Below are 14,538 nucleotides of genomic sequence, written 5' to 3' on the forward strand. Positions count from 1 at the left end.
GAATAAATTTTTGGTGGGCCCTGAGTGATTCGAACACTCGACCAACGGATTAAGAGTCCGCTGCTCTACCAACTGAGCTAAGAGCCCGCCGGAGTAAATCCGGAGGATCAATCTGAAGAATCAGACTGAAGAAATTTGGTGGGCCCTGAGTGATTCGAACACTCGACCAACGGATTAAGAGTCCGCTGCTCTACCAGCTGAGCTAAGAGCCCCACACAACGCCTGCGCTGCAAGCGAGACCGCAATTATGCGCTAATTCTGGAGGGCTTGCAGGAAAACCCGCAGGTTTTTTTAATCCAGTGCATTGCGGCGCTGCAATTCGACGAACAGGCCCGCCTGGTCCAGGTCGCCCAGGCCGTTTTTCACGCCCTCGGCATAGAGCTGCTCCAGCAGGCCGGTGATGGGCGCGTCAAAGCCGACTTCCTCGGCCGTGGCGATGGCATTGCGCATGTCCTTGAGCTGCACCGTCATGCGCCCGCGTGGCGCAAAGTCGTGCTTGACCATGCGTTCGCCATGCACTTGCAGGATGCGGCTGTCGGCAAAGCCGCCGGAGATGGCTTCGCGGACCTTGGCCGGGTCGGCGCCGCCGCGCTCGGCCAGCAGCAGGGCTTCGGCCACGGCACCGATGGTGATGCCCACGATCATCTGGTTGGCCAGTTTCGCCAGCTGGCCTGCGCCATGCGGGCCTACATGGGTGGCACGGCCCAGCGCGGCAAAGATGGGCAGGGCTTGTTCGAAATCCGAAACTTCTCCGCCGGCCATGATGGCCAGCGTGCCGGCTTCGGCTCCCAGCGTGCCGCCCGAGACGGGGGCATCCAGATGGCGCACGCCCAGCGCGGCAAGCTTGCCGGCATGTTCGCGCGCTTCGCGTGGCTGGATGGAGGCCATGTCGATGAACAGCGAGCCCTTGGGCAGGGCTTCGGCAACCCCCAGCTCGAACAGCACTTCTCCCACGATGGCGCCGCTCTCCAGCAGGCTCACGGCAAAGTCCACGCCGCGCACGGCATCTGCCGCGCTGTCGTGGATGCTCGCGCCATCGGCAGCCAGCGGCTCGGCCTTGGCGCGGGTGCGGTTCCAGACATGGACTTCATGGCCGGCCCGGGCCAGGCGGCGAGCCATGGGCAGGCCCATCATGCCCGTGCCCAGAACTGCGATCTTCAAAGTGTTCATGGCGTTGTCTCCCTGGAGTTCTGATGAATGACGACATGCTAAGCCCTGACGAAGGCCGCAATGGAGGCCATGATCACAGATCAGTTGTGCGCGCGGGATGCAGAACCAGGAACGCCAGAAACAACAAGGGCAGCCTGAGCTGCCCTTGATGCTTTTTTTTGGAGGTTCACCTTCGCGCTGGTGAGTCGCGCCTGGCGGCCTACATCAGCAGATGCTCGCCGGCGTTGTCGCCGCCGAGGATGACGTAGTTGACCTTGCGGATGTCCATGAGCTTGGTGCCGCCTGCGTAGCTGATGGAGGACTGCACGTCCTGCTGCATCTCGACCAGCGTGTTCATCAGCGGGCCCTTGACGGGCTCCAGAATGCGCTTGCCTTCCACATGCTTGTACTCGCCCTTGTTGAAGTCGGAGGCCGAGCCGTAGTATTCCTTGAACAACTGGCCGTCGACTTCCACCGTCTTGCCGGGCGACTCTTCATGGCCCGCAAACAGGGAGCCGATCATCACCATGGTGGCACCGAAACGGATGCTCTTGGCGATATCGCCGTGGCTGCGGATGCCGCCGTCGGCGATGATGGGCTTGGTGGCCACGCGGGCGCACCACTTGAGCGCCGACAACTGCCAGCCGCCCGTGCCGAAGCCGGTCTTGAGCTTGGTGATGCAAACCTTGCCGGGGCCCACGCCGACCTTGGTGGCGTCCGCACCCCAGTTTTCCAGGTCGATCACGGCCTCGGGCGTGGCGACGTTGCCGGCAATCACGAAGGCCGCAGGGATCTTGGCCTTGATGTAGGCAATCATGTTCTTCACGCTCTCGGCATGGCCGTGGGCAATGTCGATGGTGATGTATTCGGGGCAGATGCCGTCGGCCACGAAACGGTCCACCGTCTCGTAGTCCGGCTGCTTGACACCCAGAGAGATGGAGGCAAACAGTCCCTTGGACTGCATGTCCTTGGTGAAGGCCACGTTGTCGATGTCAAAACGGTGCATCACATAGAAGAAACCGTTTTGTGCCAGATAGGTGCAGATCTTCTCGTCCACCACCGTCTTCATGTTGGCGGGCACCACAGGCAGCTTGAAGCTGCGGTTGCCCAGCACGACGCTGGTGTCACATTCCGAACGGCTTTCCACGCGGCAGATGCGGGGAAGCAGAAGAATGTTGTCGTAGTCGAAGATTTCCATGGTTCCAAGCTCCGGAAAAGGTCACGGCGGGAATCTCACCCACCTCAATTTTCAAGGATAGGCGCTTGGCTTGGAGCCCGGTTTTTGGCAGTGCCGGCATGCAGCAGACAAAAAAAAACCGGACCTCAAAAAACTTGGGCCCGGTGATTGATTCTATACGGCGCTGGCGCAAATCGTATGTCCCTGCATTGTTATGAGGGTTATAAGGATTTTCTTATAGGAGCGCTTTCGCTCTGCGTGTCACCTGGTGTGCCATAGGCCCGCATGAAGGCATCCACGGCGCGCTCGGTGCACAGGGCAATCTCCTGCGCCGTAGGGGCGGGCAGGTGCTGGAACATGAAGCGAGGCAGCAGCTCGGCCTCCAGCAGCGCCAGCAGATGATGGCGCATGACCTCGGTGTCGGCGCGGCGCAGCAGCCGGCGCTCTATGCCCTGCTGCAAAAAGGCATTGATGGCGGCATTGCCACGCGCCGGTCCCATGTCCCAGCAGCGCTGGCCGATATTGGAGCGCCCGCCTTCGGAGACCAGCAGGCGGCGCACGGCCATCACCTCCGGCGAATACAGCAGACCCAGGAAACGCTGGCCAAAGTTGCGCAGTGTCTGCGCCGCATCGTCATTGCCGGTCTGCAGCGCCAGCATGGTGTTCTGGAAGTCGGCTTCGGAGGCCTGAAACATCACCTCCAGAAACAGCGCTTCCTTGGACGCAAAGTAGTTGTAGAGCGTGGCCTTGGAGCCGCCCAGCCGGGTGCAGATCTCGGACATGGAAGTGCGCTCAAAGCCCAGTTCGCCAAAGGTGGCCGCTGCAACGTCAATGATGGCCTGTCGCTTTTCTTCCGTTTTGGTGCGCATGGGGCGAAATGTCCTGGGGCGGTTGTGATGTCTTTCAGTGTAGCGCTTGCGATCTCGAACGCTGGAAACATATACTGTACCGTACAGTTCATTATTAAAGTATTTCATGACTCAATGCATAGCCGTCGAGGCGCAGAGGATTCGGCCCAGGCGCCATGGCTGGTGGGTTCTGGGCTTGCCTGCGGTTCTGGCAGCCTGCGCCCAGATTCCCGAATGGGAGGGCAAGGCACTATTGGCGCAGCCCGTGCCCGAGACTCTGCAGGCTGCAAGCCATGCCCCGCCCATGGACTGGCCCACCCGGCAATGGTGGCAGCGCTATGGCGATGCACAACTCGATCAGCTGATTGCCCAGGCCCTGGAGGGCGCTCCCGATATGGCCGCCGCCGCAGCCCGCGTGCGGCAGGCCAGGGCCATGCTGGGGGTGAGCGAAGCGGCCTCTGCGCCGCAGCTTTCCGCCCGCGCCTCGGTCAGCGAGGACAAGCTCAGCTACAACCATCTGACGCCAGAGGCCTTCGCGCCGCGCGGCATGAATGACTACGGCCGCGCCACGCTGGACCTGAGCTGGTCGCTGGACCTGTGGGGCAAGCAGCGCGCCGCCGTGGCCGCCGCTGCCGGCGAGTTGGCAGCGAGCGAGGCCGATGCCGCGCAGGCGCGTCTCGTGCTGTCCAGCAATGTGGCCCTGGCCTATGCGCAGCTGCTGCGCCTGGCCGCCAATGCGCAGACGCTGGAGCAATCGGTGCAGGTGCGCCGCACCACGGCCGATCTGTTTGAGCAGCGCTATGCCAACGGGCTGGAAAACCAGGGCAGCGTGCACAGCGCCAGGGCGCGTCTGGCAGCCGCGCAGGCCGAGCTGGCACAGATGCAGGAGCAGGTCGCCTTGCAGCGCAACAGCATTGCTGCGCTGATCGGGGCCGCGCCCGATCGTGGTGCTGCCATCGAGCTGGATGCCGGACGCCTGCAATCACCGTGGCAGCAGCAATGGGCCTTGCCTGAGCAACTGCCGGCGAATCTGCTGGGCCGTCGCCCCGATGTGGTGGCCGCCCGCCTTCAGGCACAGGCGCTGGAGTCGCGCGTGGCATCGCAGCAGGCCGAGTTCTATCCCGATGTGAACCTCAGCGCCTTTGTCGGCGTGCAGTCGCTGGGCCTGGACATGTTGACCCGAAGCGGCTCCGGCATCGCCAGTGTGGGGCCGGCTGTCAGCCTGCCGATCTTCAATGGCGGCCGTTTGCGCTCGCAACTGGGTGCTGCGCGTGCCCGCTATGACGAGGCCGTGGCCCAGTACCGCAGCACGCTCAACCGGGCCTTGCAGGAGGTGGCGGACAACGCCGTCAGCCAGCGAGCGCTGCAGCAGCAACTGGCGGCCATGCAGCAGGCCGTGACGGCTGCGACCGAGGCGCATCGCGTGGCGCGCAACCGCTATGAGGGCGGGCTGGCGCGCTATCTCGATGTGCTGTCGGCCGAAGACCAGTTGCTGGCCAGCGTGCGCCAGCTGGTCGATGTGCAGTCGCGTGCCCTGACGCTCGATATCGGTCTGCATCGCGCACTGGGCGGTGGCTGGAGCGAGTCTGCCGGTGCCCCTGATGCGGTCTCGCCAAAGGTCTGAGCCGCTTTCCTGAACTGAATCACGACCTACGCACAACGGGTTCAGGCAAGACGACTGTCTCAGCAGGCAGACCGTTATTGCAATCCCGTTTGCGTAAGTCCTATGAATATTTCCAAGGTTTTGTATGACTGAAAACGCTTCTTCCGTGAACGCGAATCCTGCTGCGCGCGAACAGCGCCGCAACCGGCTGCTGGCCGCGCTGGCAGGTGTGGTGCTGCTTGCCGGCGGGGCTGCCGGCGCCTATTGGTGGCTGCATGCCTCCCACTTCGTCTCCACCGACAACGCCTATGCGGCGGCCGAGGTGGCGCAGGTCACGCCCTCCATAGGCGGCACGGTGCTGGAGGTGCTGGTCAGGGACACCCAGGCCGTCAAGCAAGGCGATGTGCTGGTGCGCATCGATCCCACGGACGCCAGGCTGGCACTGGCCCAGGCCGAGGCCGAGCTGGCTCGCGCCACGCGCCGCGTCAAGGGCTATGTGGCCAACGATGGCGGGCTGAAAGCGCAGGTCACGGCACGCGAGGCCGACGAAAAACGCGCCGCCGCCCAGTTGCTGGCAGCCGAGGCCGATATGGCGCGCGCCACCATCGACCTGCAACGCCGCCAGGCCCTGGCCAAGAGCGGTTCGGTCTCGGGCGAGGAGCTGACGCAGGCGCAGAACGCGTTTGCCGCAGCCAAGGCGCAGCAGGCATCGGCCGTGGCCGCCCAGGCCCAGGCCAGGGCCAACCGCGAGGCCGCCATTGGCGCCAAGCAGGTCAACGCCACGCTGATCGAGGGTGCGGATGCCGAGACCAATCCCGAGGTGCAGCTGGCGCAGGCGCGTCGCGACCAGGCACAGGTCGATCTGGATCGCAGCACGGTGCGCGCTCCCATCGATGGCGTGGTGGCCAAGCGCAGCGTGCAGATCGGGCAGCGCGTGCAGGCCGGCGCGCCCCTGATGACGGTGGTGCCGGTGCAGCAGATCTATGTGGATGCCAACTTCAAGGAGGGCCAGCTGGGCAAGGTGCGTGTGGGCCAGCACGTGCAGCTGCAGTCCGATCTGTACGGCAGCGATGTGAAGTACAGCGGCACTGTGCTGGGCTTCAGCGGCGGCTCCGGTTCGGCGTTTGCAGCCATTCCCGCGCAGAACGCCACGGGCAACTGGATCAAGGTGGTGCAGCGCCTGCCGGTGCGCATTCAGCTGGATGCTGGCGAGCTGGCCAAGAACCCGCTGCGTGTGGGCCTGTCCATGCAGGTGACGGTGGACACCCGCAGCGGTCCTGCCGGCGCAGCCGGCGTTGCGACCACGGCCGCGCAGTGAGTGCCTCATGAGTGATCACAACGCAAGTGCGGCCGATGCGCCTGCCGTGCCCATGGCCGCCGGCATGGTGCCGCTGACGGGGGGCACGCTGTGGCTGGCGGCCCTGGTGCTGGCCGCAGCCAATTTCATGGCCGTGCTGGACATGACGGTGGCCAATGTCTCCGTGCCCAGCATTGCCGGCAATCTGGGCGCGACCACCAGCCAGGGCACCTGGGTCATCACCAGCTACGCGGTGGCCGAGGCCATCACCGTGCCGCTGACCGGCTGGCTGGCGGCGCGCTTTGGCGCGGTGCGCGTGTTTGCCACGGCCATGGGCTTGTTCGGTCTGGCGTCGCTGCTGTGCGGCCTGGCCAATTCCCTGGGCATGCTGGTGTTTGCGCGTATCTTGCAGGGTCTGGCCGGCGGCCCGCTGATGCCGCTGTCCCAGTCGCTGCTGCTGCGCATCTTCCCGCCGCGCATGGCGCCCGCAGCCATCGGCCTGTGGTCCATGACCACGCTGATCGCTCCCGTGCTGGGCCCCATCGTGGGCGGCTGGATTTGCGACGAGTACACCTGGCACTGGATCTTTCTGATCAACATCCCGGTGGCCCTGGTCTGCGCGTTTGCGGTCTGGCATCTGGTCAGGCGCTACGAGCAGCCGCTGCTCAAGAACCCCATAGACACCGTGGGCCTGATTCTGCTCATCGTCTGGGTGGGCTCGCTGCAGCTGATGCTGGACGAGGGCAAGAATCTGGACTGGTTTGCCTCGCCCATGATCGTGGCGCTGGCTGCGGTGGCCGTGGTGGGTTTTGCCGCCTTCATGATCTGGGAGCTGCATGCCGAGCACCCGATCGTGGATCTGCGCGTCTTCAGGCACCGGGGCTTTTCCATGGCCGTGCTGACCATCAGTCTGGCGTTTGCGGCCTTTTTTGCCGTCAATGTGCTCACGCCGCTGTGGCTGCAGAGCTTCATGGGCTACACGGCCACGCTGGCCGGTCTGGTCACGGCATGGACGGGGCTGTTTGCGCTGTTCGTGGCGCCGGCTGCGGCCGGGCTGGCGGCCAGGGTGGACCCGCGCCGGCTGATCTTTGGCGGCGTGTTCTGGATGGGGGTGATCACCTGCTTGCGGGCGTTTGCCACGACGGACATGGGCTATTGGGACATCGCCCTGCCGCTGATGTTCATGGGGCTGGGCCTGCCGTTCTTCTTCATACCGACCACCGGACTGGCGCTGGCCAGCGTGGAGCCGCAGGAGATGGACAACGCGGCCGGCCTGATGAACTTTCTGCGCACCCTGTCGGGCGCAGCGGCGGTCTCCATGGTCAACACGGCCTGGGAGAACGGAACGACGCGCAAGCATGCCGAACTGGTGGGCCTGAGCGACGCCGGCGGCGAGGTGCTGCACGGGCTGCAGCAGTCGGGCATGAGTGCCGATGCGGCGCTGTCGGCGCTCGATCAGCTCATCACCAGCCAGAGCGTGATGCTGGCCACCAACCAGATCATGTTCATCATTGCGGGCGGCTTTGTGCTGGCGGCCTGCGTGATCTGGCTGGCACCGAGGCCGAGCCGCGTGGTCGAGCCCGGTGCGGGCGGCCATTGAGGGCGACGGCTTGAATGAATTGATAGCTGCTTGCGCATGATATGAATGAGTTTCAGGTATGAAAATATCTGAAACCATTATCAATCAAGCGTAATAAGCTATTTTTTCAGGAGTGTCAAGCCGCGAAAGCAGCAGCAAGTCGCAGGGAGTCGCCAGCATTTCTACAATGGGAGGCTATGTTCCCGATCGACCTGCTTGACTCCGCGCCAGACGGTGCAAATTCTGGCGCCAGCCCCGCCTCTCACTCGCCCCTGCTGACCGGCCTCAACGATGAGCAGCTGGCTGCGGTGACCCTGCCTGCGGGCCATGCGCTGATTCTGGCGGGTGCCGGCTCGGGCAAGACGCGCGTGCTGACCACGCGCATCGCCTGGCTGCTGCAGACCGGGCAGGCCACGCCCGGCTCCATCATGGCGGTGACCTTCACCAACAAGGCCGCCAAGGAGATGCTCACGCGCCTGTCGGCCATGCTGCCCTACAACGTGCGCGGCATGTGGATAGGCACGTTTCACGGCCTGTGCAACCGTCTGCTGCGCGCCCATTACCAGGCGGCCAAGCTGCCCCAGGCGTTCCAGATTCTGGACACCCAGGATCAGCTCTCGGCCATCAAGCGCCTGTGCAAGCAGTTCAATGTGGATGACGAGCGCTTTCCGCCCAAGCAGCTGATGTACTTCATCGCGGGCTGCAAGGAAGAGGGCATGCGCCCCGGCGATGTCGTGGCCACGGATCCGGACACCCGCAAAAAGGTCGAGATCTACCAGCTCTACGAGGAGCAATGCCAGCGCGAGGGCGTGGTCGATTTCGGCGAGCTGATGCTGCGCAGCTACGAGCTGCTGCGTGACGATGCCCATCTGCGCCACCATTACCAGCGCCGCTTTCAGCATATTCTGGTGGACGAGTTCCAGGACACCAACAAGCTGCAGTACCAGTGGCTCAAGCAACTGGCGGGCGACGATGTGGGCGGGCGCTACGAGTCGGCTGCCAGCGTGATTGCCGTGGGCGACGACGACCAGAGCATCTATGCCTTTCGCGGCGCGCGCGTGGGCAATATGGCGGACTTCATCCGCGAGTTCGACGTCAGGCACCAGATCAAGCTGGAGCAGAACTACCGCAGCTACAGCAACATCCTCGACTGCGCCAATGCGCTGATCAGCCACAACAGCAACCGCCTGGGCAAGAACCTGCGCACCAGCCAGGGCCCGGGCGAGCCGGTGCGCATCTACGAGGCGCCCAGCGATCTGGCCGAGGCCGCGTGGATGGTCGACGAGATCAAGCAGCTGGTCAGAAACGACGGCTTCATGCGCCAGGAAATCGCCGTGCTCTACCGCAGCAATGCGCAAAGCCGGGTGATCGAGTCGGCACTGTTCAATTCCAAAATTCCCTATCGCGTCTACGGCGGCCTGCGCTTTTTCGAGCGCGCCGAAATCAAGCACGCGCTGGCCTATCTGCGCTTGCTGGAGAATCCGCACGACGACACCAGCTTCATGCGCGTGGTGAACTTTCCCGCACGCGGCATCGGCGCGCGCACCATCGAGCAGTTGCAGGATGCGGCGCGCAGCAGCGGTTGCTCGCTCAGCGATGCCGTCACCGCCGTGGGCGGCGCAGCAGGCACCAAGCTGCAGGGCTTTGTGGCCCAGATCGATGTGCTGCGCGAGCAGACGCAGGGGCGCACGCTGCGTGAAATCATCGAGACCGTGGAAGAGCAAAGCGGGCTGATCGAGCATTACCGCAACGAAAAGGAAGGCGCGGACCGCATCGAGAACTTGCAGGAGCTGGTCACGGCTGCCGAGAGCTTTGTGACCCAGGAAGGCTTTGGCCGCGATGCCGTGGCCATGCCGCTGGACGAGCAGCAGAATGCGCCGCAACTGGGCCAGTCGCCCGTCAGCCAGGGGCTGGATCCGAATCAGCCGCTGCTGGACGAGGCGCTCAGGGCGCCGGCCGGTACGGCGGCCTCCATGGTCAATGCCGACACCGGGGAGACGCTGTCGCCGCTGCAGGCCTTTTTGGTGCATGCGGCGCTGGAAGCGGGCGACAACCAGGCACAGGCCGGCCAGGACGCGGTGCAACTGATGACCGTGCATGCCTCCAAGGGCCTGGAGTTCGATGCCGTGTTCATTGGCGGCGTCGAGGAAGGCCTGTTTCCGCACGAGAACGCCATGATGGATCGTGGCGGTCTGGAGGAGGAGCGGCGCCTGGCCTATGTGGCCATCACGCGTGCGCGCAAGCGTCTGTATCTGAGCCATTCGCAGACGCGCATGCTGCATGGCCAGACGCGCTACAACGTCAAGAGCCGCTTCTTTGACGAGCTGCCCGAAGAGGCACTCAAGTGGATCACGCCCAGACAAAGCGGCTTTGGCAGTTTTGCGCCCTCTTCAGGCACCGGTGGTGCCTGGGGATCCCGGGCTGGAGGTCAATACGGCTCGGGCTGGGGCGGCAAGCAGACCGAAGTCTTTGCCAGCCCGCCGGTGCCACAGCAAAAGGCCGAGCCTGCGCATGGCATCAAGGCCGGTATCGCGGTGTTTCACAACAAGTTCGGCGAGGGCAAGGTGCTGGCGGTGGAGGGCACGGGTGACGACGCGCGCGCCCAGGTCAGCTTCGGTCGCCATGGCACCAAGTGGCTGGCGCTGGCGATTGCCAAGCTGACGATTGTGGATTGAGTTTCCCCAAGTCCCTGGCGCAGAAAAAAGCCGCTGCCTTTTGCAAGGCGCGGCTTTTTTTGTTGAGGCCCGGGCGCGGTACTTACTTGGCGCTGAGCTTCATCTGAGCAGGCGAAGCGGTGAGGTAGCCTACAGCTGCACCGAATTTGCCCTTGTAGTTGGCGTTGATCAGCGGATCCAGCTGGGCCTTGACGTTGGCGTGGATGCCGCCCCAGTCACCGGCGTGCTGGAAGTTGCTCATGATGTAGGTCCAGCCGTTGATTTCGTCCACGGCATGCAGGCCCGTGGATTCGCCGCCGGCAGGCACGGACAGCACGCGCGACAGCTGCTTGGTGTCCACGTTGTAGGCCCACATGAAGTTGTTGACGTGCTGGCTGCTGTCCTCGCCGATGAAGAGGGTGCGCATTTTTTCCGAGAACTTGAGGTTGTCGGGGTTGGCAATCTTGTTGGGGTTGGCGGTGTTGCCCAGGGCGTCGCCCTTGAGGGTCTTGCCATCGGTGTCCAGCAGATCTTCGCCGGCCAGCAGGGGCGCGGTGTCCACGGGCATCCATTCGCTGCTGATGGCTGCGCCGTCGGTGTCCTTCTGGCCACCCTTGAGGTTCAGCGCCATCACCACGCCTGCCACCAGCTGCTTGGGCACCGAGACGCCGTTGCCAGCCACGTTGGCAGCGTTGCCCGCCACCATGGAGGACTGCACGTTTTGCAGTGCGGAGTAGGCAATCTTGTCCTTGGCGTTGACGGTCGTGCCTTCCATCTTGGTGAAGCCCAGGCTGGCGCCCTTGAAGGCGGCATAGCGATGGGTTTCGAGGAAGGCTGCGGCCTTGTCCATGCCGGCGTTGATCTTGATCCACTCGGTCTTGCCGTTGACCACGATCTTGGTGTAGCTGGCGTCGCTGGGGTCGGTCTTGACCACGGTCATGATGTCCGTGGGCTTGAGCGTGTTGGCCAGGTTCTCGATCTCGGTGCTGGTGGCAGAGCCCAGCTTGATCCAGGTCAGGGGGGCAGCGCTCTTGGCGGCGGGGTCGATGGAGAAGCCCGCGCCGACCTTGGCGGCGTACAGCGTGCCCGAGGACAGGTCTTTTTCCTTGTCGGCGACAAAGACGAAGTAGCCGCTGTTGGTGGCGTCGTCACCCATCAGCGCGGTGCGCTGGTCGGGCATGACCTGCACCAGCTCGTGCGAGATGCGGCCCATGCAGAAGTGCTTCTTGATGGTGGCCGTGCCGTCGACGTTCACGATCACTTCGGGCATATGGCCGTAGTGGTAGGGGTTGGCCTTGGCCGGGTCGCCGTACAGGTTCTGGCTGAAGGCCTGCAACTGGGCGTTGGATGCGTTGAAGGCATCAGGCTCGTACTCTTCCGACGACAGATGGGTGCCCCAGGGCGACAGGCTCGCGCCGCAGGTGATCCACAGGCCGTGGACCTTGGAGGTGTCGACGTTGTGGTATTTCACCAGGCTCAGCTTGCCGGTGCTCTGGTCCTGATCCAGCGTCAGCACGGCGATGGGCGAGGGCAGCTTGCCGTACATATCGGTCTTGCCGTCCTGGGCCCAGGTGGTGTATTCGAACTGCACCACGGCGAAGACGGGCAGGCCCTTGACGCCGTCCACCTTGGTGTTGGGCACGGTCAGCAGCGAGGTGCCGTCCGGCGAATCGGAGAAGAAGTGGCGCTCTTTGCCTGCGACCGTCTTGTCGATGATCTTGTTGTTGTAGATGTCGTAGTAACCACCGGCCAGCACCTGGTCGCCCTTGCCGTTGGAGACCATGTCGCCAGTCACGAAGAAGGGTTGGTAGCCCAGGTCGTAGACCTGCTCGCTCTTGTCATCGAAAGCGACCTTGAGCTGGGAGGCCGCATACATGGTCGCCATCTTGTCAGGGGTGCTCAGCGTAGGCGCGGCCATGCTGGTGAAGCTGGCGGACACATAGTTCTTGGTGACAGGAGGCGTTGTGTTGCCACTGTCACCACCACCACATGCGGCCAGCAGGCTGGATGCGGACACGACCGAACCCAGTGGGAGCAGAGGAGCGCCGGAAAAGAGTTGCAGGGCCTTACGACGGCTGAGCAGATTTTGTGCCATGAGAGTTTCGCAGTGTGGGGTGAAGCGCAGACCTGGGGCCGCGCTGAATTGGATGAATGCCAGGGCATGAGATGCATGTCTTGGTCAGTCCTGCGAATCCTAGGAAACGAATATGACAGTGCCATGGCGGCTTGATGACGCCGGGATGAATGATCTGCTGGCGCGGGCCTGTGTTCAGCCCATAAAAAAGCCCCGACCTGAGGGCGGGGCTGGTGCTGGGTGGTAGTGCTCGAGCTTACGAATCCGATGACGGCGGCGCTGTGCCCGACGAGGACTCGATCAGAGTCTGGTCGTCATCGGGCGGGCTGAAGCTGTCACGGAAGGTAAACACAATCGAGGTAAAAAAGATGGCCGCCAGCATCAGTGCCGTTGCCACCATCAGGCCACCGGCAATGCTGCCGATGAGCATGGCCAGGATGCCGGTCACGATGGCCAGGGCCATGCCGGAGACGATGAACACGCCTATCCAGCAGACACCGAACACCAGATAGGCACCGATATTGCGGATGCAGCCGACAAAACTGAAGAACAGCGATTTGACGGGGCTGATTCCATGCCAGTGGATGAGCGCCGGAGCATGCCAGAAGGCCAGCGACAGCGGCAGGTAGAGAAACATGCTCAGCCACATGGCGGACTGGAACTCAGGCTCTTCGGCCAGTTCGCGGGTCATGGGCGTCTGGCCCAGGTAGACGCTGGCAAAAGTGCCGCCGTCCACAAGGCTGGAGGCTCCGATGATGAGCAAAAAGCCTGCGGCATAGAGGCCGCCCAGCATCAGCATGGAGTGCAGATGCTGGCTGCCGGAGCGGAAAGCCACCAGCAGCAGCGCCGGTGTGGGCTTGCGGCCGTGGGCGGCTTCGGATGCCGCGACCATCATGGTCAGCGAGATGCAGGGCAGCAGTGCCAGTGCAATGACGGGGCCGATCAGCGGCAGGGCCGAGATCAGAGACATGCTGGCCATGCCCAGAAAGAAAAGGGCTGCCAGGGCCAGGGGCTGGCTTTTGAAGGTGCGCAGGCCCTGCAGCACCCATTGCAGACCGGTGCCGGGTGGAACGATTTGAAGTTTCATGGAAGAGGCTGAAATACTTTTGCGAGAGCGTGCAAAAGTCGCTTCTTGCACTGTACCCGAGACGGCTGGGCGGGGCCATCAAAAGCCCCGGAGCAATCAGCTGCTTGGTACTCAGTCCAGCGTCAGCGGATGCGCGATGCGCTGGCTCAGCACACGCTCGAAGTGGGTGGGGTCGTGGGGCTGCAGCAGTGCGGCTTCACGCGGCAGATGGAAGTCCCAGAGACGGGAGATCCAGAAACGCAGGGCGCCGGCACGCAGCTGGGCGTTGAGCAACTCGCGCTCGGGCCCGGTCAGCGGACGCACGGCCTGGTAGGCCGCAAGCATGGCTTTGGCGCGCTCGGCATCATGTGCACCTGTTGCGTGATCGATACACCAATCGTTGAGGCAGACCGCCAGATCGAAGAGCCAGGTGTCCACGCCCGCGAAATAGAAGTCGAACAAGCCGGTCAGCCGGTTGCCGTCGAACATCACGTTGTCGCGGAACAGGTCGGCATGGATGGGGCCGCGCGGCAGGGCCGCATAGCCGGCCGAGGCGGCGATATGGTTCTGGTAGGCCAGCTCGGCGCGCAGCATGGCGGCGGTTTCCTCGCCCAGATGGGGCAGGACCACGGGCACGGTTTCATTCCACCAGGGCAGGCCGCGCAGATTGGGCTGCTGGCGGTTGTAGTCCTGACCGGCCAGATGCATGCGCGCCAGCATCTCGCCCACGGCCGCGCAGTGCACGGCAGCCGGGGCCAGCTGGCTTTTGCCGGCCAGGCGGTTGACGATGGATGCGGGCTTGCCGCACACCTTGAGCAGAATGTCGCCGCTGCGTGTCTCGCCCTGCGGGTCCGGCACGGGAATCCCGGCTTGTGCCAGGTGCTTCATCAGGTAGAGGTAAAAAGGCAGCTGCTCGGCACTCAGGCGCTCAAACAGTGTCAGCACCCACTCTCCCTGGTCGGTCGTCAGAAAGTAGTTGGTGTTTTCAATGCCGCCTTGAATGCCGCGCAATTCCTTGAACGAGCCTAGGGGCATGCGGCGCAGCAGTTCGCGCGCATCTTTATCGGAAACTTCGGTGAAAACAGCCATGG

Annotated in this window: 10 protein-coding genes and 2 tRNA genes; 4 read left to right on the forward strand and 8 right to left on the reverse strand. The window is 63.7% G+C overall.

The window, feature by feature from the left end; translation table 11 throughout:
* Window positions 1-11 precede the first annotated feature (11 nt).
* The 5 genes from AC1RTQ_RS06825 to AC1RTQ_RS06845 all read right to left on the reverse strand — a co-directional run bounded on the left by AC1RTQ_RS06825 (window position 12) and on the right by AC1RTQ_RS06845 (window position 3,195).
* Window positions 12-87: transfer RNA gene (locus AC1RTQ_RS06825), tRNA-Lys, on the reverse strand.
* Window positions 88-136: 49 nt separating this feature from the next.
* Window positions 137-212 (reverse strand) — tRNA-Lys (locus tag AC1RTQ_RS06830).
* A 79-nt stretch (window positions 213-291) separates the two neighbouring features.
* On the reverse strand, window positions 292-1,170 hold the full coding sequence (locus AC1RTQ_RS06835; RefSeq protein WP_492874803.1) for an NAD(P)-dependent oxidoreductase: 879 nt from the start codon (window positions 1,168-1,170) through the stop codon (window positions 292-294).
* A gap of 199 nt (window positions 1,171-1,369) precedes the next feature.
* Window positions 1,370-2,347: a GMP reductase gene (locus tag AC1RTQ_RS06840; RefSeq protein WP_003058185.1), complete on the reverse strand. Its 978-nt coding sequence runs from the start codon at window positions 2,345-2,347 to the stop codon at window positions 1,370-1,372.
* A gap of 200 nt (window positions 2,348-2,547) precedes the next feature.
* Window positions 2,548-3,195: a TetR/AcrR family transcriptional regulator gene (locus AC1RTQ_RS06845; RefSeq protein ID WP_492874804.1), complete on the reverse strand. Its 648-nt coding sequence runs from the start codon at window positions 3,193-3,195 to the stop codon at window positions 2,548-2,550.
* Between the two features lie 106 nt (window positions 3,196-3,301).
* Between AC1RTQ_RS06845 and AC1RTQ_RS06850 the strand changes: the two genes are divergently transcribed.
* From AC1RTQ_RS06850 to AC1RTQ_RS06865, 4 genes are all read left to right on the forward strand, one after another.
* Window positions 3,302-4,798 carry an efflux transporter outer membrane subunit gene (locus AC1RTQ_RS06850; RefSeq protein ID WP_492874805.1) on the forward strand — a complete coding sequence of 499 codons (1,497 nt, stop codon included), beginning with the start codon at window positions 3,302-3,304 and terminating at the stop codon, window positions 4,796-4,798.
* Between the two features lie 124 nt (window positions 4,799-4,922).
* The gene (locus AC1RTQ_RS06855; protein ID WP_492874806.1) at window positions 4,923-6,095 is read left to right on the forward strand and encodes an HlyD family secretion protein; all 1,173 of its coding nucleotides are present in this window, start codon (window positions 4,923-4,925) and stop codon (window positions 6,093-6,095) included.
* A 7-nt stretch (window positions 6,096-6,102) separates the two neighbouring features.
* The gene (locus AC1RTQ_RS06860) at window positions 6,103-7,674 is read left to right on the forward strand and encodes a DHA2 family efflux MFS transporter permease subunit (RefSeq protein ID WP_492874807.1); all 1,572 of its coding nucleotides are present in this window, start codon (window positions 6,103-6,105) and stop codon (window positions 7,672-7,674) included.
* A 176-nt stretch (window positions 7,675-7,850) separates the two neighbouring features.
* Window positions 7,851-10,328 (forward strand): UvrD-helicase domain-containing protein, encoded by a 2,478-nt coding sequence (locus AC1RTQ_RS06865; RefSeq protein WP_492874808.1) that lies wholly within the window; start codon window positions 7,851-7,853, stop codon window positions 10,326-10,328.
* An 82-nt stretch (window positions 10,329-10,410) separates the two neighbouring features.
* On the opposite strand, the gene AC1RTQ_RS06870 is transcribed toward AC1RTQ_RS06865, so the two are convergent.
* The 3 genes from AC1RTQ_RS06870 to AC1RTQ_RS06880 all read right to left on the reverse strand — a co-directional run bounded on the left by AC1RTQ_RS06870 (window position 10,411) and on the right by AC1RTQ_RS06880 (window position 14,536).
* On the reverse strand, window positions 10,411-12,402 hold the full coding sequence (locus AC1RTQ_RS06870) for a PhoX family protein (RefSeq protein ID WP_492874809.1): 1,992 nt from the start codon (window positions 12,400-12,402) through the stop codon (window positions 10,411-10,413).
* Between the two features lie 235 nt (window positions 12,403-12,637).
* Entirely contained in the window at window positions 12,638-13,468 is an 831-nt protein-coding gene (locus tag AC1RTQ_RS06875) for a BPSS1780 family membrane protein (RefSeq protein ID WP_492874810.1), read from the reverse strand.
* Window positions 13,469-13,579: 111 nt separating this feature from the next.
* Window positions 13,580-14,536 (reverse strand): homoserine kinase, encoded by a 957-nt coding sequence (locus AC1RTQ_RS06880; protein WP_492874811.1) that lies wholly within the window; start codon window positions 14,534-14,536, stop codon window positions 13,580-13,582.
* Between the last annotated feature and the right edge of the window lie 2 nt (window positions 14,537-14,538).

The organism is Comamonas sp. GW821-FHT11H03 (assembly GCF_058807955.1).

Bases quoted from the DNA above. Each gene is read 5' to 3' on its own strand.
- AC1RTQ_RS06835 (WP_492874803.1), bottom strand. From the start codon at position 1,170: ATGAACACTTTGAAGATCGCAGTTCTGGGCACGGGCATGATGGGCCTG.
- AC1RTQ_RS06840 (WP_003058185.1), bottom strand. From the start codon at position 2,347: ATGGAAATCTTCGACTACGACAACATTCTTCTGCTTCCCCGCATCTGC.
- AC1RTQ_RS06845 (WP_492874804.1), bottom strand. From the start codon at position 3,195: ATGCGCACCAAAACGGAAGAAAAGCGACAGGCCATCATTGACGTTGCA.
- AC1RTQ_RS06850 (WP_492874805.1), top strand. From the start codon at position 3,302: ATGACTCAATGCATAGCCGTCGAGGCGCAGAGGATTCGGCCCAGGCGC.
- AC1RTQ_RS06855 (WP_492874806.1), top strand. From the start codon at position 4,923: ATGACTGAAAACGCTTCTTCCGTGAACGCGAATCCTGCTGCGCGCGAA.
- AC1RTQ_RS06860 (WP_492874807.1), top strand. From the start codon at position 6,103: ATGAGTGATCACAACGCAAGTGCGGCCGATGCGCCTGCCGTGCCCATG.
- AC1RTQ_RS06865 (WP_492874808.1), top strand. From the start codon at position 7,851: ATGTTCCCGATCGACCTGCTTGACTCCGCGCCAGACGGTGCAAATTCT.
- AC1RTQ_RS06870 (WP_492874809.1), bottom strand. From the start codon at position 12,402: ATGGCACAAAATCTGCTCAGCCGTCGTAAGGCCCTGCAACTCTTTTCC.
- AC1RTQ_RS06875 (WP_492874810.1), bottom strand. From the start codon at position 13,468: ATGAAACTTCAAATCGTTCCACCCGGCACCGGTCTGCAATGGGTGCTG.
- AC1RTQ_RS06880 (WP_492874811.1), bottom strand. From the start codon at position 14,536: ATGGCTGTTTTCACCGAAGTTTCCGATAAAGATGCGCGCGAACTGCTG.